This window comes from Acinetobacter sp. YH12129, assembly GCF_013418685.1.
Lineage (GTDB): Bacteria > Pseudomonadota > Gammaproteobacteria > Pseudomonadales > Moraxellaceae > Acinetobacter > Acinetobacter amyesii.
In genome coordinates this window covers 1-22,187 of record NZ_VPBP01000024.1, presented here as the reverse complement: position 1 = coordinate 22,187, position 22,187 = coordinate 1, and the positions used below count along the sequence as shown (strand labels likewise).

Here is a 22,187-nt window from a genome sequence, read left to right as displayed (position 1 = left end):
AATATGATAGAAAATGCGTCAATTAAAGTTGAAGAATATGAATAGCAAGACAACAAGACAGATACTCGTCACAGGCGCGACAGGCTATATTGCCAGTTGGGTCATTAAGAACTTACTTGAATTAGGTCATACAGTGCATGCCACAGTTCGTGATCTAAATAAAACATCAGGATTTGCACATCTCGAAAAAATTGCAGCTGAAACAACTGGTGCTTTAAAACTGTTTCAAGCCAATTTATTAGATGAGGGTGCATTTGATTCAGCCATGCAAGGTTGTGACATTGTGATCCACATGGCATCTCCATTTGTCGTCACCAATTATAAAGACGCAATAAAAGATATTATCGAGCCAGCTATTTTAGGCACTGAAAATGTGCTCAACAGTGTCAATAAAACTGAGTCAGTAAAACGTGTTGTCGTGACTTCAAGCATCGCATCAACCTATGGTGATGCCATTGATATTCTACAGACCGAGCATAATGAATTTGATGAGTCTCACTGGAACACCACCAGCTCTGAAACCCATCAGCCCTATCCATATTCAAAAGTCATGGCGGAGCGCAAAGCTTGGGATATGCAAAAAGCACAAAACCGCTGGGAACTGGTTTGTGTCAACCCAGCGCTGGTTCTTGGCCCTTCACTAACTGCGATGACCAAGTCTGGCAGCGTTGAAGTGCTTGAGCAGTTTGCTAACGGTATGACCCTCGCAGGTGTACCGCCGATGTGGAATGGCATTGTAGATGTCCGTGATGTTGCGGATGCACACTTGCAAGCAGCCTTTAACCCAAATGCAAAAGGCCGTTATATTATCAGCGGCGGCACGCTCAGCCTGCTGGAAATGGGCAAAATTCTGCGCCAGCACTTTGGTCCAAAATTCCCCTTCCCGCGCAACCAGTTGCCTAAAGCCGCATTTAAATTGTTTGGCCCGCTGGCAGGTTTTTCCAAGTCTTTTGTTGAGCTGAATATGGGTTTTCCAATCTACTTCAATGCCGACAAAAGTAAGTCCGAGCTAGGCATCAGCTACCGCAATATTGAAACCAGTCTTGTTGAGCATTTTCAGCAGCTGCTGGATGATGGTGTGGTGAAGCAATATATTCCCTAAATTAGACATTCATTAAGCTAATAACTTGCTCAATTAGTTTGAAAAAAAGCCACCTTAAATAGGTGGCTTTTTGAATTGACGTGTATTGGTTATTTAAAAGTCGAATGTTAAGCCAACTTTATAGGTACGTGGACCACCCACTAAGGCATAACCTGAGTTGAATGTACCTTCCCAATATTTCTCATCAGTCACGTTATCAATATTGGCTAAGAATGTAGTATTTACACCACCCAAATTGGTTTTATAACGCGCACCTAAATCTAAAATTGTATAGTCTGGTAGTTTAAGTGCATTGGTTTCATTTAAGTACTGTTCACTCACGTAGTTTGCACGCGCATTCACATTTAATCCATCTACATAAGGTACTGCATAATCTAAGCCAAGCGTTGCGGTAAAGTCAGGAATACCATATACCGAATTACCTTGATTAGTTACACCATTTTTCACCGCTGCTTTGGTATATTCAGCATCGATATAAGCCAAACTACCCATCAGATTTAGACCTGTATAAATCTCTCCTGAAAATGCCCATTCCACGCCACGTGAACGTGTTTCTGCATCATCTGTAGTAATTTGATTGATTGCATTATTGGGTTGGCCATCAGAATATGAAGCTACCATAGTCGATGGTTTTTCAATTTGATAAAGGGCAAATGTATTCAACCAAGAACCTGCTTGATATTTTGCACCCAATTCATATTGCTTGGTTTGGAATGGCGCAAAGGTGACATTATTGTTGGCATCTGCAACATTATTCACCGTTACACCTTCAGAAAGACCTTCAACATAGTTTGCATAAATAGAAAGATTCTCACCAAATGGTTTAACCACAACACCTAAGCTTGGGGATATTTTATCGTCTTGATAGCCAGTTTTTTTCTGTAAATTCTTGGTATCGATATCTTGATAACGTGCACCAACAATAAATTGTAACTTATCATCCAACATTGAAATCTGATCAGATACCGTATAGCTAGTATATTTATTATCTAAATTCGGTTTAACCACTGGGTACGCAGAAGGCATCCCTACAGTCGTATCAGGATCATACAAATTAGTTGAATTAATTTTCTCTTGTGTTGCCGCAACATGTTGATCTGTTTCTTTGGTCAAGTAGTCAGCTCTTACATTTAAGGCATGTTTTACAGCACCTGTATTAAACTTATATTGGAAACCTGTATTGGCTGATGTAATCGATTCAGATGACCCTGTACGATAGTACTGTGAAGTAGCATGACCATCAGCTTGCCCTACGATAAGACGCGTACCAAAAATGTGTCCGCTATAGGCCTTTTCAATATGCCTACACCTGCATACACATTTAAATCAGGCGTGAATGCATATTCACCACTTAATCCTACAAACTCACTATCTGTATGACCTTCTAAATTACTAAAATAATTGGTATCGCCTTTAGGCGCATCAAGTACGCCATTATAGATATGACCATGTGCGTCTTTCACGCCGAACGCGACTATCGCAGGTGAACCACCATTACGATCATCACGTACCGCATAGGCATCAAAATTAAGTTTTAACTTATCCGTTGTATAGTCTGCAGCAATTGCACCTGATGCATGTTTATCTTCCATGCCTTCAATAATGTGCTCACCTTGACCATAAGCACCATTCACACGTAGACCAAATTCTTTTTCAGCACCAAAACGTCGCGAAACGTCAAAACCTGATTGGTAAAAACCACCTTCTTCCATTGAAGCTGAAACTTGAGTTTTTTCTTTATCTGCACGCTTAGTTTTAGCGATGACCACACCACCGACCCCGCCAGCAGGCGACATACCTGCAACCAAGGCATTCGGGCCTTTTAAAACCGTTACCGAATCTAGAAATTCAGTCGGTACGCGTCCATAAGGCGCCATACCGTACATACCATTGAGTGCAATGTCATCGTGATTGATGTCAAAGCCACGAATATTAAAGTTTTCGTTTAAATGACCTTGGTTGGTTGTAATACGGATACTCGCATCATTTTTTAATACTTCACCAACAGTCGTAGCCTGCTGTTCTTCAATTAACTTTTCACTATATGCAGCAACGCTAAATGGCGTATCAACAATTTTTTTATTTCCCAAAGCACCAAGTTCTGTCTGCGCTTTCAACTTACCATTTGCAAGTTGCTTTTCTGCAGGTACCTCAATTTCAATTGTTTCAAGCACGGTTCGCTCTGCTGCATTTACTACTGCAGATGTGCCCACCCCTAAGATCGCGATTGAAATCGCACGGACTAAATGAGTTTTTGGAAAATTGATCATTGTTGAACGCTTAATTTATTTGAATAAGAATCATTATTATATTTAGAATAATTCTTAACTGCATCATGAATCCCGATAATTATATTTTTTTAATGAAAAATATAAATATTCATTTTTTATAAATTGTAGATAAAATAAATGTAAATATTTGTTTTTAATTAATATTATAAAAAACTAAATCAAAAACTGTGTATGTTCAATTAAAGCTCTTAGGCAAACAAATGATTAATTAACATACAAATAATTTGAATTTTTACATGCTTTATTGCCTTTGAATAGATGTATCCATTTACATCCTACGATTATTCAAAAGTTAATAAGGCATTTTGGTTAGTGCCTTTTAGCCAAATTTAAGTCTCTTTTTTAATTTTTTGACATAAAAAAAAGCGACTCAAAAGAGCCGCTTTTTTCTAACCGAAGTTAAACTCAAATTATTGAGCTTGACCAGGTTGAGCCACTACAGTACGGCTACCAGAAATCGTAGCGAATACGCGACGGTTCATAGCACGGCCTTCTTTAGTGTTGTTGTCAGCGATCGGTTGATCCCACGCGAAACCTTGAGTAGATAAACGAGCTGGGTCAACGTTGTATTCGTTAACAAGTGAAGATTTAACAGAGTTAGCACGGGCTAGTGATAAACGTTCGTTTAGAGCACGTGGACCAGTGTTATCTGTGTGACCTTCGATGTTAGCTGTAGCATTAGGGTATTCGCCTAATTTTTCAGCTACTTTAGCAATTTCAGGTTTGTATTGATCTTTGATGTTTGATTTGTTTGTATCAAAGAACACACGAAGTTCCATGTTAAGATCTTCAGTCAACTCTTGAGGAGCTGGAGCAACAGGAGCAACAGGAGTTACAGGAGCAACTTCAACTACAGGAGCAGCAGGTTTCAAGTGACCGCCAAGAACTACGTTAAGACCAGCTAAAGCTGTGTAGTTCCAGAAATCTTCATCAATGTTATAAGTAGCACGAGCTTCAGTACGTAGAGATAAAGCATCGTTTAAGCGCCAGAAAGCACCAAGACCTGCATTACCTAAAGTACCTTCTTCAGTAGTACCACGGTCAGTGCCAGCACCACGAGCATTTACGTCGTCAAATTTGTATTTGTAGTGACCAGCACCTAACAATACATATGGCTTAACTTTGCTGTCATAGTTTTTAGTGATCAAATCAGAAGTAGCATAGAAGTTACCGTTGATTTGAGTTTGTTTGTATTCGCCGAAATCAACGTCTACATCACCTTTCACTTGGTTATATTCAGCTTCGAAACCTAACCATGGAGTTAATTCAACACCAAGTGCTGCACCAACAAACAAGTCATCTTGTAGCTCAGGACTTTCAGTTAAGTTACCACGGCTGTTGTTGTGTTGAGAATCTTGGAAAGTGTAACCAAGCATTAATGGAGTAACAGTTACGCCTGCGTTTGCAGCTGCTAAAGGAGCAGCTACGAGCATTGCTAATGCAATACGACTCATTTTCATGGATTTATCCTCCAGAGATAACAATTGTTGTTCAAGCTCAAGCCGAAAAATTGGCTATCCTGAGATAGGCTTTCTTATACCCCAGTTTTTTTTTTAAGCTATTCACGCTGAATCATACAAACACTTTATTCTTTTTCCAAGTGCTTGATTAATCTAATCAAGTAAATTATTGACAAAATTACTTACAATTTCCGTTGTAATTCGGTAAATTTTTACTCAATTTTGAGCAGTGAATCGCCTATTGTCACTTGCTATTTTCATTTTAACAGCTTTATCTAAAATTGAGTAATAAAATTCTATACTCAAAATTAATATCGCCATTAAAAACACATATTACATTAGACATATAAAAATAATATTAAATTTTGGATTAAATCAATGCCTTACAACAAAGAAACCGGCTTTACTTTATTTGAACTTTTGGTCTCAATTGCGATTATGGTCATTATCGTGACGATAGCTTTACCACATTTCAACAATTTAATGGCGCAGCGCGAAGCGAATAACATCAAATTGACTATTCAGAATCACAATGCTTTCGCACGGGCTCAGGCCACAATTTATCACTCCAATATTGTGATTTGTCCTAGTCTTGACTTTAAACTTTGCCAACCTAACAACTGGAACAGTGGTCTGATCATATTTATTGACAGTAATAAAAACCGTCAAGTCGACGCAAATGAAAAAATATTACTGCAAGATAAACTCAACTTAAAATATGGTGATCTCTCTTGGCGTGGAACTCTACACATTCCAAGTCTAACCTTTCAGGCCAGCTCAGGTTTACCCAATGGTTCAAATGGCAGTTTCTACTACTGTTCGAAATCAACGCTTCAACCGATCCGAGCGGTCTTAAGTCGAATGGGACATATCCGATTTGAAAACCCAGCCAGTTGCTAATTTGAGAACCGGCGAGTACAAAACAGCTTTTTAAATTTGCTTTATTCCTGTTCAATTTTACTTATACTGCTGACGTATTCAAAATGTATAAGAAAATGGAGACATGTAATGACTGATATCGTCATCGTGAATGGTGCCCGTACAGCAATGGGTGGTTTTCAAGGGAGTTTAGCCGCTGTCACTGCACCAGAATTAGGCGCAGTTACGATTAAAGCAGCCATCGAACGCGCGGGTATACAACCGACAGATGTTGAAGAAGTCATTATGGGCTGTGTACTTCCGGCTGGTCTGAAACAAGGTCCTGCCCGTCAAGCGATGCGTAAAGCCGGTCTTCCAGATTCAACTGGTGCCGTAACCATCAATAAGCTGTGTGGTTCAGGTATGAAAGCTGTTATGCAAGCGGCGGATATGATCAAGGCAGGATCAGCTCAAGTCGTGGTTGCAGGTGGTATGGAGTCAATGACCAATGCCCCTTATGTTTTGACCAAAGCACGAGCTGGCTACCGTATGGGCCACGGTGACGTTAAAGATCATATGTTCTTAGATGGCCTAGAAGATGCAGAAACGGGCCGCCTCATGGGTTCTTTTGCACAAGACATGGCGAACACTAAAGGCTATACACGCGAACAAATGGATGACTTCGCCATTCGCTCGCTTAAACGTGCACAAACTGCAATTACTGGGGGTTATTTTGCTGACGAAATCGTGCCTGTCACTGTTTCGAGTCGTAAAGGCGATGTGATTATCGATAAAGACGAACAGCCTTTTAACGCCAATATCGAAAAAATTCCAACGCTGCGCCCTGCTTTTGCTAAAGATGGAACGATTACCGCTGCCAATGCAAGTTCTATTTCTGATGGTGCGTCTGCTTTAGTTTTAACTTCAGCAGATCAAGCTTCAGCAAAAGGTTTAAATCCGCTCGCAAAAATTGTGGCTTATGCTTCAAATTCACAACATCCATCCGAGTTTACCATTGCACCTGTAGGCGCAATTCAAAAAGTTCTAGATAAATCGGGTTGGAATGTTGCCGACGTAGATTTATGGGAAATCAATGAAGCTTTTGCCATGGTCACGATGTGCCCTATTGATGAATTTAAATTAGATGCTGAAAAAGTAAATATCAATGGTGGTGCTTGTGCGCTTGGACATCCAGTTGGTTCTACAGGTTCACGCATTATATTAACGCTGATCCATGCATTAAAACGCACAGGTGGTAAACGCGGTATTGCAGCACTGTGTATTGGTGGCGGTGAAGCGACTGCTGTGGCGATTGAATTGCTTTAATGCTCTGTAGACTCCCTTCGCAAAGGGCGATTTAGAGGGAATATTCTTTAATCCTCCCCTAACCCCTCCTTTAATAAAGGAGGGAGACTGAAAAATCCCTCTGTAAGAGGGATTTTTTATGCTTACATTTTAGACATAAATTGTTCACATACAGCTCAGCCAAGGCTCTTAAAATAAATGTCGACATAATAAAAATGGATGACCACCATGCAGCTCAATCACTACTTGAATTTTCAAGGCAATACCGAGGCAGCCTTTAATTTTTATCGTTCTGTATTTGGTGGAGAGTTCCTCAATGTGATGCGTTATGGTGATATGCCTGCTGAGGAAGGCATTTCACTATCCGATGCAGATCAGCAAAAGATTATGCATATTTCCCTACCGATCAATGAATTTACCGTGCTGATGGCCTCAGATGTCAACGAACAATTCTGTGCGCAATCCAATCAACCCTTTACCTTAGGCAGCAATCACTATATTTCGATTAATTTAGAAAGCAGTGAACAAGCTGAAGCCAAACGATTGTTTGATGCATTGTCCAAAAGTGGCTCTATAGAAATGCCTCTCGAAAAGACCTTTTGGGGTGCACTCTATGGCGCATTTACCGATCAGTTCGGTATTAAATGGATGGTCAATTGCCAGCTTAAAAATGAATAATCACTCATTAAAAGTATTTCGATCAATAAAAAAGCCTCCGAATGGAGGCTTTTTTATTGATCAAGGCACTTAAGCACCAGTTTGATAATGCGCTTGCGGCACTGCAGTTGAAGCTTGATATGGATTGGTAAAATCACCTAAGCCAGCAGCAGCTTCAGCAATATCTTTACCTTCTTTCACTACAAAAGTATCGAAACCTGAACGCTTCATGTAGTTCAACACATCTTTGAATACATCACCTGTTGCACGTAGCTCGCCTTGAAAACCTTGGCGACGTAACAACGCAGCAAATGAATAACCACGACCATCGTTAAAGCCTGCAAACTCGATAAAGATTGCGTCTAACTGGTCAAGCGGGAATTCATTGGTTTCAGGTGAAGCATCCACCGTTACGAAAAGTGCTTTTTTACCAGACACATTCGCAAGTTGATCTAACTGCTCAACTGTTAAAACCACGTCACCTTGTGGCAACACACCATCTTCACCAATGACTTGGTAAGTATTGTCTGCAATCGAGCCATCTTTAGAGAGGACTTGTAGTGCTGTATTAAGCATATGCACGCTCCTTAAATGGTTGGATGCCAACACGGCGGTAAGTATCAATAAACTCTTCGCCTTCTGCACGAAGGTCTAGATAAGTATTTAAGATTTCTTCAATGATGTCTGGTACAACTTCGGCTGCAAATGATGGGCCTAAGATGTCACCAATCGATGCATCATGGTCGGCATTACCACCCAAAGTGATTTGATAGAACTCAGCACCCTTTTTGTCTACACCTAAAATACCGATGTTACCGACATGGTGGTGACCACACGCATTCATACAGCCAGAGATGTTTAGATCCAATTTACCCAAATTGTAAATGGTGTCTAAGTCATCAAAACGACGAGAGATCGCTTCAGAAATTGGAATCGATTTCGCATTTGCCAATGAACAGAAATCACCGCCTGGGCAGCAAATGATGTCGGTTAAGAATCCAATATGCGCACGTGCAAGATTATGTTGATCAAGGATTTTCCATAGATCAAACAAATCTTTTTGCGGTACATCTACAAGCGCAATGTTTTGCTCATGTGTGGTACGGAACTCACCAAAGGTATATTTGTCAGCCAAGTCAGCAATCAGGTTCATTTCTTCAACAGTCATATCGCCTGGTGCAATACCCGCACGTTTCAAAGAAATCGTAACGATGCGGTAACCTTTGACTTTATGTGCATTGGTGTTGATGTTGAACCATTGTTTAAATTTCGGCTCTGCGGCAAATTGCTCTGTGAAATCTTCATCTGCATAATCTTGGTAATCAAATGGTGTGAAGTTCTCATCCATTTTCGCCAAGGTATCAGCATCGATTTTTAACGTTTTGATGGTATGTGCAAATTCAGCTTCCACTTTCTCTGCAAATATTTCTGGTGTTAATGCTTTCACCAAAATTTTGATACGCGCTTTATATTTGTTATCACGACGACCGTGTAAGTTGTATACACGAAGTACCGCTTCTAAATAAGCAATCAAATCTTCACGTGGCAAGAAGTCACGAATAAAGCTACCAATCACTGGAGTACGGCCTAAACCACCACCCACTTTGATTTTATAGCCAATCTCGCCTGCTTCATTTTTCACGATATACACACCGATATCATGGAAAGACGTTGCCGCACGATCAGTTTCTTCCAGTGCTGAAACTGCAATCTTGAACTTACGTGGCAAGAAAGCAAATTCTGGGTGGAAAGTTGACCATTGACGAATCAATTCACACGTTGGGCGTGGGTCAGCAATTTCACCTGCAACCACACCTGCATATTGGTCAGTTGTGGTGTTACGAATACAGTTACCCGAAGTTTGAATCGCGTGCATTTGAACAGATGCAAGCTCTTGTAACATGTCAGGCACATTTTCTAGTGCAGGCCAGTTAAACTGAATGTTTTGACGAGTAGATACGTGCGCATAACCACGGTCATAGTCCTGAGCCAATGACGCAATTTTACGTAATTGTTTAGAATTCATCAGGCCATAAGGTACTGCAATACGTAGCATCGGTGCATAACGTTGTACATAAAGGCCGTTTTGAAGACGCAGTGGACGGTATTCATCTTCCGTCAATTTACCTGCTAAATAACGTTCCGTTTGATCACGGAACTGTGCAACACGTTCATTAACCAGTTGCTGGTCAAAATCAGTATATAAATACATGGCGTACAGCTAGTAATTTCTATTATAACAATGCACAGCATAACGAGATTTTATCTATCAAGAAAATGCGTTTTTTACATATTTAATAGCGATTTTATTGATAAGACTGTCGCAATTTCACTGATATAGCGGATTTCGGTCATTTACTTTTTATTTATTAATATATTGAATTATTTTTCCATTACTTAGCATAAATTTACATAAAGAATTTAAGCCAATAAAAAGCCCGATAAATCGGGCTTTTTATTTAGCGATGTAAAATCACTTATTTTTTATCTGGTAAAGCATACGCAACAAGGTAATCACCAAGTTTTGTACCAAATGAACCATGACCACCAGCCATGATCACAACATATTGTTTACCATTTGCTTCATAAGTCATTGGAGTCGCTTGACCACCTGCTGGTAGACGACCTTCCCACAAAGTATCACCATTCGTTACATTGATTGCACGGATATAGTTATCTTGTGTTGCGCCTACAAACATGACATTACCAGCAGTCGAGATTGATCCACCAAGACCCGGTACACCAATTTTCACAGCAGGTAATTGGAACAATTTCGGTAAACTGTCACGAATTGTACCTATACGTTTTTTCCAGACCACTTCATGTGTATTTAAATCTACACCGGCAGTAAAGCCCCATGAAGGTTGTTTACAAGGTAAGCCAAGTGGTGACAAGAATGCTTTGATTTCCACACCATAAGGTACGCCATACATCGGTTGCACGCCTTGTTCAGTACCCGCACCTTTCGCAGTTTGCTCACGGTTTGGATCTGTAGGAATCAACTTAGTGACAAATGGCAAGCCAATTGGGTTCATCACAGCAACTTGACGGTCTTGGTTCACCGACATACCACCCCATTCGAATACTCCAAGGTTACCAGGGAATACCAATGTGCCATTTTCAGATGGTGGTGTATAAATACCGTCGTAGTTTAATGATTTGAAATACACACGACACATCAACTGGTCAAACATAGTGGCACCCCACATTTGTTTATCAGTTAATTTATCTTTTGGTGCTAAATCAAAATCAGAGAACGGTTGAGTTGCAGAATAATGCTCACCTTTAGTTTGTGGACCACGTTTTACAGTTTGTGGAACTGCTTTTTCGGTGATTGGCACAATCGCTTTACCGGTACGACGGTCAAGGACGAATGCATTACCTGTTTTGGTTAAGACATAGATCGCTGGAACAATATTACCTGATTTATCTTTGATATCTGCCAATGAAGGTTGTGATGGTACATCCATATCCCACAAATCATGATGCGTGGTTTGGAAATTCCAAATTAATTTACCTGTTGATGCATTTAATGCCAACATTGAGTTTGCATAGCGTTCATCTAATGGCGTACGGTGACCACCAAAAATGTCTGGTGTGCCTACACCTGTTGGCACATAAACGATGTCAAGTTTTTCGTCATATGCTAAAGGTGCCCATGCATTCGGTGAGGCTACAGAGTATTTTTGACCTTCGCCTGGCATGGCATTTGGATCTTCCGCCCCTGTATCAAAGATCCACAATAATTCACCGGTATTGACATCATAACCACGGATGACACCAGATGGCTCTTTAGTCGAGAAGTTATCGGTAGTTGAACCGCCAATCACAATAGTTGTACCAGTAATCACTGGAGGTGAAGTTGGGATATAACCGCCCGGATACGGATAAGGCATATCTTTTTGTAGATCGACTTCGCCGTTATGACCAAAATCACTACATGCTTTACCTGTGTCAGCATTGACTGCAACCAAACGACCATCATTTACAGGCAAGATCACTTTGCGCGGACATTCAGTTGAAGTCGAGCGTTTGTTCTCTAAGCTTTTTGCAAACTGAGTGGTATTTGCTGCGTCAAAATAAGACACACCACGACATGTTAAATGTTGATAGGTATTGTCCGCTTTAAGCTTAGGATCGAATGCCCATTTTTGTTTACCTGTCGCAGGATCAAGTGCAATTAAACGTTGGTGAGTTGTACACATAAACATGTCATTGCCGACTTTAATCGGAGTGACTTGGTTTGTGGTTTCACCTGAGTCATTTTCTGTTGGTAACTCACCTGTACGGAAAGTCCACGCTACTTCTAAATCTTTAACGTTGTCGCTATTGATTTGGGTGAGTGGAGAATAACGTACACCACCTTGTGTACGACCATAGGCAGGCCAATCTTCAGGAGCAATACCCTCAATCGCTTTGGCTGTTTGAGGTTGTGCATTTTTAATTTCACCGTGAATTTCTTGCGGATCATTAAAAATTGAATAGATCATCACGATAATCGCAATCACCAGTGTGCCTGATAATGTAATTTTCGCAGTTTTGCCATTTTCCATACCGCGTGTCACGGCAGGAATCAGTAACCAAAGGCCCAATAAGCCTAAAATATCAAAACGCGGTGCAAGTGCCCAAAAGTCAGAACCTGCCTCCCAAAGTCCCCAAATCACTGTACCCAGCATCAACGCTGCATAAATGTATAAAGAACTGTTTTGAATTTTTCTTAAGTATATTGCTGAAGCCAGCATTAACAGGCCGGCGATAATGTAGTACCAAGAACCGCCAAGGACTGCCAGCCAGATACCACCAATCAATAGAACTAAGGCGAAAATTGCCATCACAACGACGGTAAATGTTCGCATCCCAGTTCCAGTAGATGGGTTGCTCATGTTGACCACCTCTATTGTCGAATGTTGTATTTGGTGCGTGAAACACATTCAACACACCACCGTTTTTATGTCGCAAAGAGAAGTTGTTACAAAAACAATTCAAGGGAAAATATCGTAATTTTTCTCAGAATTACCGAATTGCTTTTATAAGAACTCTAATTTGACATCAATTAAAATGCTGTTTGAAATTTGATACCGCCGACCCACGCATTCTCACCATTTTTGTAAGCACCGACGTGACGGATATATTGAATATTTGGACGAATAGTCAGCCAGTTTGCTGCATGAATACCGTAGTAAATCTCTGCGTCATACTCTTCACTTTGTAGACCGCGTGCATCAACGCTGTTATTGGCAATATTGGCATCATTCACATCATCATTAATGCTGATACGACCTAAACCAATCGCAATTTCATCCTGAGGACGTGCATCGAATGCACCTTTGTAGACCAAGCCAATGTTTTGCATATCACTCACATTGTTGGTGTCTGAGTCATGCACTGTGACATTTACAAAACCGCTTAAGCCACGTGAGGCATCGTCTTTGTGTGCTGTCAGTTGTTGTTTCGCCACAATCCAACCACCTTGATGGTGATCTTTTTCATTTACTGGGCTATCAATGACATCGGCATCAGCGGTACTGTAGTAGTAACCTGCACGGTATTCACCCGGTAGCTTTTGTGTCCCCACTTTTGGAGTCCACACCACTTCAGCAGGAATAATCGCACCTTTAGAACCATCAGTACTCAAGTTCCAACCTTTACCACGTTTTAGATTTTCAGGGTTGTATTCATAAACCCCGACTTGTGCGTAGAGTTCAGGCTGAATGTTATATTTCACGCGAGCAGCCCATTGGCTAACTGGCCAGTTGTACCATTGGTCACCAACCCAGTTACCCACTTGTGAACCACAAAGTGCTAGGTTTTGAAAGTCACAGTCAAAGCTGTTGAAATCTTCACCTTCACCAAAACGACCGACTTTAATATCTAATTTTTGGTCTAAGAATTTTTTCTTGATCCAAAAATCAGTCAAACGCCAAGTTTGACCACGACCCCACACTTCTTGTGTTGCACTTAAATGACCATTTAATGCATCTGAAGTTTGAGACAATGAACGACCATTACGTTCAGTGATATTGATTTGTGCTTCGGTATCTTTCCAACCCGCAATTTTTTCTAAATCGAGATGTGCCCCGATCGCGAATTGGTCCGCATATTCAGTGCCATGACCAGAAGCATGCTTTGCATCTAACAAAGTGGCTAATTCGCCACCATAACTAAAACTAAAATCGTAACCTTTCTGTTGAAGCGCTGTTCGTTGACCGTTCCAATCACCGAACATCCATGGGCTTTCAGAACTGAAAGCATCTGCAGTAGTTGCCGCTTGGGTTGCTGAACCCGCAAGCATTATGCCGAGGCTAAGATATAAAGATCCAAGTTTACTCACAGCTATTTTCATTTGGAGACCTATATACCAATTGTGTTAATAGCTCATATAATACTCTCACATTTGTATAATTTATTTATTTTTTTGTTAACAACTCTCAATATTTACATAGATGTTTATCTAATTAAGAGATTTTAAAGGTTTTATTGTTTAACTTATCACCTTTTTTTATACCTTTCATAACCAATTATCCGCACCTAAAGTTTTACCCACATGGGTATAAATCAATGCTGATCTAGAAAATTTAATCGGACATGCCAGTTGAGTTTGTGTCATTGTGTCGCCTTCTTGTAGCGGAACTTCAACACACCAATGCCGCTCTTGGGCCAATTGTGAATTTAGAGCTTCGTCCAAACTTAAAACTGGTTCCACACAGACATCTTGAGAGGCAAAAATCTTTTTCCACTCAGCCCATGTTTTGGTTAGTATTTTTCGGGCAATTGCATGCTTAATTTCAGTCTGGTCTTGCGGATCAAATGACATGCCTTGCGTTGCTAAAGCGGGTAAATCTAGAATTTGCGCCAATCCATGTAAAAACTGTGGCTCCAAACCACCTATAGACAGATAACGACCATCTTGGGTTCGATAATAGTCATAGAAACTTCCGCCATTCAGATGTGCCGTCTCTGCCGCGGTTACCGCATTGGCAGCCAATACGCCAGCTGCAGCCATATTGTTCAATGCGACAGCGCAATCGGTCATGGAAATATCAATATATTGTCCTAAGCCGCTACGGTAACGCTCAATCACCGCAGCTAAGATGCCAGTAATCGCATGCATTGATCCGCCTGCCACATCGGCGATTTGAATCCCCATCGGTGGCGGGCCACTATCTTGGCGTCCGCTATGACCTGAAATACCCGATAAAGCCAAGTAGTTGATGTCATGCCCTGCACGGTCTTTGTAGTGCCCAGTTTGACCATAACCCGTAATCGAGCAGTAAATAAGTCGCGGATTAATTTCGGCCAAAACTGCATAATCCAAACCCAAGCGTTGCATGACACCTGGACGAAATTGTTCTACCACGATATCAAAATCTGAAATTTTGGCTTTGATCAATTCAATACTTTTCGGATCTTTTAAATCTAATGCGATGGATTGTTTATTGCGATTTAAATAACTATGCGCTGTGGCTTGCCCATTGGCATAAGGTGGCATCAAACGAACTAGATCGGGACGCGTCGGTGACTCAATATGCACAACTTCCGCACCCATGTCAGCCAAATACAAGGTCGCAAATGGCCCTGGGAGTAATGTCGAAAAGTCGAGTACTTTCAATCCTTTTAAAGCAGCTTCCATGGATATTTTTCTCTAATTGTGTAGATTTTTTATCCATGGTAGAAATATAAAATGATTAAAACAATGTCATGTTCAGCCATTTACCTTGATAGTTTCGGCAATTTACCATGTAAAAATGGCAAAACCGCTGTTGTAAATTGCCATGATTTCTTTTTTTAGCGTCATTTAGGTCAAACATTTGTGAACATTAAAGAGACTGAAGGATTAAACATGAGTCGTGATACGATCAGTATCCATTTCGTCAACGCAGCCTTAACTGGTGTGAAACGTCTCGGCATGGATGTCGAAACTTTATTGTCTCATGTTGGCATTGAGGCTGAACTTCTACGCCAACCCAAAGCCCGTATTTCACCTGAACAATACACACGTTTTATTAAAATGTTGTGGATGGTGACCCAAGACGAACACGTCGGTTTTGATATTCAACCGCGCCGCTTGGGTACTTTTGCCATTATGTGCCAATTGATTATTCATGCAAAAACCCTTGGTGATGCACTTGAATTGTCTTCGCAGTTCTACAAACTGTTTGGTGATGAATGGTCTGTAACACTAGAACGTGATAAACATGAAGCACGTTTAGTCCCTCAAATTCCAAAATCTATGGACCCAGACCATTTCATTACAGAAAGTATGCTGATGATTTGGCATGGTCTCGCTTCTTGGTTGATTGAACGTCGTCTGCCATTAGAACGCGTACACTTCGGCTATGAACGTCCTGAACATGCTGACGAATATGATGCCTTATTTTTTGCACCTGTAATGCAGTTTGATACCCCACGAACTGAGATTACGTTTGCAGCGGATTATTTAGATTTACCCATTCGTCAAAACGAAGAAACGCTTGAAGAATTCTTAAAAGCGGCTCCTGCACAGTTATTGGTTAAATTTAAAAATACCAATTCATTAACGTCTCGTATCCGTGATGTGCTGAAGAGTCAAATTGGCGAAGAAATGCCAACCTTGAACGATGTTGCTTCAATGCTGTATCTATCGCCACAAACACTTCGTCGTCGTTTAGCCGCTGAAGGTAAGAGCTACCAAGGTGTGAAAGATGCCTTACGTCGAGATGCTGCAATTCACTTATTGCTTAATCCAGACTTAACGCTTGAAGATGTTGCACAGCAAGTCGGCTTTAGTGAAACCAGTACTTTCCACCGTGCATTTAAAAAGTGGACCGGTGTAACACCAGGCCTATACCGCCAATTACATGGTTATCACTAAGCATCATTCAAAACTAGCATTCTCTAAAACCTGATCTCGATCAGGTTTTTTATTTCGGAAAATCTGCGCGTTGTTTTTGACAAAGCAATGGATCGACAGGCGTAATCACGCGTTTGCCATCCTGTATCCGATACATTTCTGCCTTGGTCACATGATCATTTCGATCATACTCACAGGCTAAACCGCCCGTCCCTTCATCTGAAGGATGAATGCCATAGATCATATAAATATAAAAACCGATCATGCATACAAAACCTAAGCAGCCTGCAAAAACAAGCCAAGCCAGACCTTTCAACACTCGCTTCACATTTTTATGCATAAGTAGATCTTCAATTTGAACTAAATCGATAGCAACTGATCTTAGCCGATCCTCGCTTTCAATATGCAGGTTGATTTTGACCTTATTTAGCAGCAAGCGTTGACCAAAAATATCAAACGACTCGCCCGTTCTCATCATTGCACTGGCTTGATTAATCCGTACACTCAAAAAACCAATAAAAATTTATAGATCATAGGGACAGGATTATGAGCGAGGCTTACATCATTGATGCCATTCGCACGCCCCGCGGAAAAGGTAAAAAAGATGGTTCACTGCATGCCGTTAAACCGATTAGCCTACTGACCGGTTTATTGAACGAATTGCAAAACCGCCATCAATTTGACACCGCTGCAGTAGACGACATTGTACTGGGCTGTGTAACTCCAATTGGTGACCAAGGCGCAGACATTGCCAAAACCGCAGCCATTGCAGCAGGTTGGGACAATGATGTGGCAGGTGTTCAGATCAACCGTTTTTGTGCATCAGGTTTAGAAGCTGTGAATATGGCAGCGCAAAAAGTGCGTTCTGGCTGGGAAGACCTTGTGGTGGCTGGCGGTGTAGAGTCGATGTCTCGTGTGCCAATGGGCAGTGACGGCGGCCCTTGGGCGCTCGACCCTGAAACCAATATGGCCTGTGATTTTATTCCGCAAGGCATTGGGGCAGATTTAATTGCCACCATTGACGGTTACAGCCGAGCAGATGTGGATGCCTTTGCAGCCAACTCTCAGCAAAAAGCCGCCGCAGCTCAAGCCAATGGTTATTTTGACCAATCTGTCGTTCCAGTTAAAGACAAAGCAGGCATCACTGTTTTAGCCAAAGATGAATTTATTAAACCAACGACCACAGCAGAAGGCTTAAGCAAACTCAATCCAAGTTTTGCCATGATGGGGCAAATGGGCTTTGATGCCATCGCCTTGCAAAAATATCCTGAAGTCGGCGCAGTCAACCATGTACACCATGCAGGGAACTCATCGGGCATCGTCGATGGTGCTGCCGTAGTATTGCTTGCCTCTGAAAAAGCGGTCAAAGAGCAAGGCCTGAAACCGCGCGCCAAAGTGCTTGCAACTGCATTGGTGGGCGCAGACCCGACGATTATGCTGACTGGCCCTGCACCTGCTGCACGTAAAGCCTTAGCCAAAGCTGGCCTAACCATTGATGATATTGATCTGTTTGAAGTGAATGAAGCTTTTGCAGCTGTGGTGATGCGTTTTATCACCGAACTCAAGGTGGACCCTGCCAAAGTCAATGTGAATGGCGGTGCAATTGCATTAGGACATCCGCTGGGTGCAACAGGCGCCATGATTTTAGGCACCCTGATGGATGAACTAGAACGCCAAGGTAAAAAACGCGGCTTAGCAACACTTTGCGTGGGTGGCGGTATGGGCATCGCAACGATTATTGAGTTGGTATAAGGAGAATAAAAATGAGCGCAATTCAATTTGAAAAAAATGCCGACAATATCGTCATTTTAACTTTAGATTCTCCAAACCAATCTGCCAACACCATGAATGCAGATTTCCGCACGGCACTGGCTGAAACGGTAGACAAACTGCAAGCAGATGAAAATATTGCAGGGATTATTTTTCGTTCCGCAAAAAAAACCTTCTTTGCCGGCGGCGACTTAGACGAACTGATTCAAGCTACACCTGAGCATGTGACAGAATTCTTCAATATGATTGAAGAGATGAAAGCCAAACTGCGTTATATCGAAACCCGTGGCATTCCTGTTGTCGCAGCCTTAAATGGCACAGCGCTGGGCGGTGGCTGGGAGTTAGCTCTTGGCTGTCATTATCGAATCGCCCTTAATGATGCTAAAGCGAAATTTGGCTTACCTGAAGTAACCTTAGGTTTACTGCCGGGTGGTGGCGGTATTGTTCGTATGGTACGTTTATTGGGTCTGCAAAATGCATTTCCGCTCTTGATGGAAGGCAAACAAATTGGTGTCGAAAAAGCCAAATCATTGGGGCTGATTCAAGACACTGCAGATAGCCTTGAAGAATTGATGGACAAAGCCATTACGTGGGTCAAAGCCAACCCAAAATCACAGCAGCCCTATGATGTAAAAGGTTATAAAATTCCGGGTGGCTCGCCATCAACTCCAGCTGTGGCGCAAATGCTCGCCATTGCCCCTGCTATGCTACGTGACAAAACCAAGGGCTGTTACCCTGCGCCTGAAGCCATTATGTCGGCTGCTGTTGAAGGCGCTCAGGTCGATGTTGATACGGCGCTCACGATTGAATCACGTTACTTTACTTACCTTGCAACCGGTCAAATTTCTAAAAATATGATCGGCACCTTCTGGCATGGTCTCAATGCCATTAAGTCAGGTGCAAGCCGACCAAAAGACGTCGTGAAATGGCAAGCCACTAAAGTCGGCATTTTAGGCGCAGGCATGATGGGTGCAGGCATCGCTTATGCCACAGCATCAAAAGGCATTGCTGTTGTACTTAAAGATATCTCTGTAGAAGCTGCTGAAAAAGGCAAAGCCTCTAGCCAAAAACTGCTGGATAAAAAAGTAACTCAAGGCCGTTTAAGTGCAGAAAAACGTGATCAAGTCTTAGGACTGATTCATGCCACTGCAGATGCTGCCGACCTACAAGGCTGTGACTTAATCATTGAAACGGTATTTGAAAATGTCGAACTGAAAGCCAAAGTGACACAAGAAGCAGAAAGTTACTTGGCAGCCAATGGTGTGATGGCATCCAATACATCAACATTACCAATTTCAGGCTTAGCCAATGCATCTCAAGATCAAAGTAGCTTTATTGGCTTACATTTCTTTAGTCCTGTCGACAAAATGCAATTGGTCGAAATTATTAAAGGTAAAAACACGTCGGCTGAAACCTTAGCCAAAGCCTATGACTATGTGCAGCAAATTGGTAAAACGCCAATTGTAGTCAATGACAGCCGCGGTTTCTTTACCAGCCGTGTCTTCGGCACCTTTGTGCAAGAAGGTTTACGTCTGCTGTCTGAAGGCGTACACCCTGCCCGCATTGAAATGGCTGCACTAAAAGCTGGCATGCCTGTAGGCCCATTGGCGATTCAAGATGAAGTGTCTTTAACACTCTCTGAGCATGTTGCGGCCGAGACACGTAAAGCCTTGCAAGCCGAAGGCAAAGACTTGCCTCGCTCAGGTGCGGATGAGGTAATTCAGACGATGATTCATGAGTTCGGACGCAAAGGTAAAGCTGCCGGCGCAGGCTTTTATGAATACCCTGAAGGCGGTAAAAAGCATCTCTGGGATGGATTAAGCAAATGGCAGAAAGATAATGCTATTTCTGAACAGGAAATGATTGACCGCTTCCTGTTTGTACAGTCACTCGATACCTTACGCTGCCTAGAAGAAGGTGTTTTGGAATCGACTGTCGATGGCAATATCGGTTCAATCTTCGGGATTGGTTTTGCCCCTTGGACAGGTGGTGCACTTCAATTTTTAAATCAATATGGTTTGGAAAAAGCGTTACTTCGTGCCAATACACTAGAAGCAAAATATGGCGAACGCTTCAAAGCACCGCAATTGCTGAAAGACAAAGTGGCGAAAGCTGAGAAGATTTAATTATTCATTTTGAGCATGCAAATTTTGCTGTTCAATCACATCAAAAGGAGCTTCGGCTCCTTTTGATTTTCCTTCGCAGTCGCGTGTTTGCAAACAAGTCTAGATTTTACGCGAACTCTCATCTGTTTTATGTTATAAAGTAACAAGTTTTTTGATTTCTTTTTATCCGATTGAGTAGCTTGTTATGACAGATCATACTTCTCCTGAAAAATCACCATGGGGCTGGAAAGCACTGATTATCTTCTGTATTTTAGGTGCGCTATTCATGGGTATTTTCTGGCTTGCTGTGACCAATGAACCAGACTATATGCCGAGCCAACAGAAAAAAGACAATACTCAACAGCATGCATTTAAAAATGCCCCTGTGATGTCAGAAGAAGCGTTGAAAAAGGCGCAAGCTGATCAAGCAGCTCGTGAAGCTTCTGCGCCGACTGCAGCAGATATACATATGACTGAAGAACAACATGCACATATGGATGACATGAGCCCTGAACCTACTGCATCGAATGATCATGGCCACTAAGCTTTGACCCAATCTATGCAATAAAAAAACGCTTAAAATATTAAGCGTTTTTTTATTTATAAACTTCGAATTTTAAGTATTTAAGCCAAAGCCATATACATATCTTGATGCTGAATACCACAATCTAAATATTCATCACCTTCAACAACAAAACCCAACGCGGCATAAAACGCTATGGCATGCACTTGTGATGATAGTTTTAAATATTCACGTTGTTCTAATTTCGCTTGTTCGATGATGGCTTGCATCAAGAATTTACCGACACCCTGACCGCGATAGGCCTTTAAAACAGCAACACGGCCTATACTGTTATTTTTCAACAAACGAGCAGTTGCAACAGCTTTTATCCCATCATGAACAATAAAATGCAGTGAAATCTCATCTTCTGCATCCCATTCATCTTCGGGCGATATCTGCTGTTCTAAAATAAAGACCTGTTCACGTATCGGCCGAGCTGCAGATGCCAGTTGCTCCCACGGACCGAATTGAATATTTAACTGCTGCATCCCTTCATCCTTTAGCATTTACAGCCAATATCTTGCTGGTCCCATTGATCATTTAACAATAATTCCAAGGAATGCTTTTGAATGCCATACATGTCTTTTAAAGCTTGGATCTGCGCCAATACCGCTTGATCAGGCTCGACATAGTCTGCACGTTTGGTTGCCAAGATCATTTTATTTTTACTGGTATGCTCAAGTGCCACAAATTCAAAGACTTTGGTTTCATAACCATATGCTTTCAATAAAAGTGCACGAATCGTGTCAGTAAGCATCTCTGCTTGCTGGCCCGCATGAATGCCAAATTGCAACATCGGTGCAAGTACTTGCGGCGCTTTCAATTGCGGACGCAATTCTTTATGACAACACGGCGCACACATGATCATTTGCGCATTTAATCGAATGCCGGTATGAATCGCAAAGTCCGTTGCTACATCACAAGCGTGCAGTGCAATCATGACATCTAAGCGCTCAGGCGCATAGGTACGAACATCGCCTTGGAAAAAATCAAGTTGGCTGAAATTCGACTGCTGCGCAACGCTTTGGCAAAATTCCACCATTTTCGGATTTAGCTCAACCCCTGTCACTTTAGGCACTTGCTGGTGTTTTGCTAAATAATCATATAATGCAAAAGTCAGATATAGCTAAATACCAAATAAATCATTACAGTAATCTTTAAATAATTTATCAATATCTTTAACTCTAAACTTAGTTCGAATCGCCTTGACTCGTGACCACATATTTTCTATTGGATTTAAATCTGGA

At 41.7% G+C, this 22,187-nt stretch carries 16 protein-coding genes and 2 pseudogenes; 8 read left to right on the top strand and 10 right to left on the bottom strand.

All coding sequences use genetic code 11. From position 1 onward, the window contains the following. The first annotated feature begins 37 nt into the window (after positions 1-37). A complete protein-coding gene (locus FTU65_RS11975; protein WP_180065370.1) occupies positions 38-1,102 on the top strand; it encodes an aldehyde reductase in 1,065 nt (354 codons plus the stop codon). Positions 1,103-1,195: 93 nt separating this feature from the next. On the opposite strand, the pseudogene FTU65_RS11970 reads toward FTU65_RS11975, so the two are convergent. Both FTU65_RS11970 and omp38 read right to left on the bottom strand, forming a co-directional pair. Continuing rightward, a pseudogene (locus FTU65_RS11970) lies at positions 1,196-3,372 on the bottom strand (TonB-dependent receptor). Positions 3,373-3,803: 431 nt separating this feature from the next. Next, entirely contained in the window at positions 3,804-4,853 is a 1,050-nt protein-coding gene (omp38, locus tag FTU65_RS11965) for an outer membrane protein Omp38 (RefSeq protein ID WP_180009167.1), read from the bottom strand. Between the two features lie 378 nt (positions 4,854-5,231). On the opposite strand from omp38, the gene FTU65_RS11960 reads away from it, so the two are divergent. From FTU65_RS11960 to FTU65_RS11950, 3 genes are all read left to right on the top strand, one after another. After that, the gene (locus FTU65_RS11960) at positions 5,232-5,753 is read left to right on the top strand and encodes a GspH/FimT family pseudopilin (protein ID WP_180022841.1); all 522 of its coding nucleotides are present in this window, start codon (positions 5,232-5,234) and stop codon (positions 5,751-5,753) included. A 108-nt stretch (positions 5,754-5,861) separates the two neighbouring features. Beyond that, on the top strand, positions 5,862-7,037 hold the full coding sequence (locus tag FTU65_RS11955; RefSeq protein WP_180065368.1) for a thiolase family protein: 1,176 nt from the start codon (positions 5,862-5,864) through the stop codon (positions 7,035-7,037). 207 nt (positions 7,038-7,244) lie between these two features. Further along, positions 7,245-7,694, top strand: coding sequence for a VOC family protein (locus tag FTU65_RS11950; RefSeq protein ID WP_180063849.1), 450 nt, complete (start codon positions 7,245-7,247; stop codon positions 7,692-7,694). 69 nt (positions 7,695-7,763) lie between these two features. Here the strand turns inward: FTU65_RS11950 and FTU65_RS11945 are convergent, their stop codons facing one another. From FTU65_RS11945 to FTU65_RS11925, 5 genes are all read right to left on the bottom strand, one after another. Continuing rightward, entirely contained in the window at positions 7,764-8,249 is a 486-nt protein-coding gene (locus tag FTU65_RS11945) for a DUF934 domain-containing protein (RefSeq protein ID WP_168379542.1), read from the bottom strand. Then, positions 8,242-9,885, bottom strand: a complete 1,644-nt coding sequence (locus tag FTU65_RS11940) for a nitrite/sulfite reductase (RefSeq protein ID WP_180066827.1) — start codon at positions 9,883-9,885, stop codon at positions 8,242-8,244. The genes FTU65_RS11945 and FTU65_RS11940 overlap by 8 nt, the downstream gene beginning before the upstream one ends. A 265-nt stretch (positions 9,886-10,150) precedes the next feature. Then, positions 10,151-12,556, bottom strand: coding sequence for a glucose/quinate/shikimate family membrane-bound PQQ-dependent dehydrogenase (locus FTU65_RS11935; protein WP_180066825.1), 2,406 nt, complete (start codon positions 12,554-12,556; stop codon positions 10,151-10,153). Between the two features lie 170 nt (positions 12,557-12,726). Beyond that, entirely contained in the window at positions 12,727-13,965 is a 1,239-nt protein-coding gene (locus FTU65_RS11930) for a carbohydrate porin (protein WP_257222677.1), read from the bottom strand. 216 nt (positions 13,966-14,181) lie between these two features. Beyond that, on the bottom strand, positions 14,182-15,303 hold the full coding sequence (locus FTU65_RS11925; RefSeq protein ID WP_111885009.1) for a CaiB/BaiF CoA-transferase family protein: 1,122 nt from the start codon (positions 15,301-15,303) through the stop codon (positions 14,182-14,184). Between the two features lie 210 nt (positions 15,304-15,513). Between FTU65_RS11925 and FTU65_RS11920 the strand changes: the two genes are divergently transcribed. Beyond that, positions 15,514-16,524: an AraC family transcriptional regulator gene (locus tag FTU65_RS11920; protein WP_078190094.1), complete on the top strand. Its 1,011-nt coding sequence runs from the start codon at positions 15,514-15,516 to the stop codon at positions 16,522-16,524. A gap of 49 nt (positions 16,525-16,573) precedes the next feature. Here FTU65_RS11920 and FTU65_RS16370 read toward each other — a convergent pair whose 3' ends face one another. Beyond that, a complete protein-coding gene (locus FTU65_RS16370; RefSeq protein WP_257222995.1) occupies positions 16,574-17,011 on the bottom strand; it encodes a hypothetical protein in 438 nt (145 codons plus the stop codon). A gap of 38 nt (positions 17,012-17,049) precedes the next feature. On the opposite strand from FTU65_RS16370, the gene FTU65_RS11910 reads away from it, so the two are divergent. From FTU65_RS11910 to FTU65_RS11900, 3 genes are all read left to right on the top strand, one after another. Continuing rightward, the gene (locus FTU65_RS11910; protein ID WP_180066824.1) at positions 17,050-18,255 is read left to right on the top strand and encodes an acetyl-CoA C-acetyltransferase; all 1,206 of its coding nucleotides are present in this window, start codon (positions 17,050-17,052) and stop codon (positions 18,253-18,255) included. A gap of 11 nt (positions 18,256-18,266) precedes the next feature. Next, a complete protein-coding gene (locus tag FTU65_RS11905) occupies positions 18,267-20,399 on the top strand; it encodes a 3-hydroxyacyl-CoA dehydrogenase NAD-binding domain-containing protein (RefSeq protein WP_180066822.1) in 2,133 nt (710 codons plus the stop codon). Positions 20,400-20,583: 184 nt separating this feature from the next. Beyond that, entirely contained in the window at positions 20,584-20,922 is a 339-nt protein-coding gene (locus FTU65_RS11900; RefSeq protein ID WP_180011619.1) for a hypothetical protein, read from the top strand. 80 nt (positions 20,923-21,002) lie between these two features. On the opposite strand, the gene FTU65_RS11895 is transcribed toward FTU65_RS11900, so the two are convergent. Further along, positions 21,003-21,428 carry a GNAT family N-acetyltransferase gene (locus tag FTU65_RS11895; RefSeq protein WP_373686326.1) on the bottom strand — a complete coding sequence of 142 codons (426 nt, stop codon included), beginning with the start codon at positions 21,426-21,428 and terminating at the stop codon, positions 21,003-21,005. A gap of 11 nt (positions 21,429-21,439) precedes the next feature. Beyond that, positions 21,440-22,063: pseudogene (locus FTU65_RS11890) on the bottom strand (methyltransferase); the annotation flags it as partial. Between the last annotated feature and the right edge of the window lie 124 nt (positions 22,064-22,187).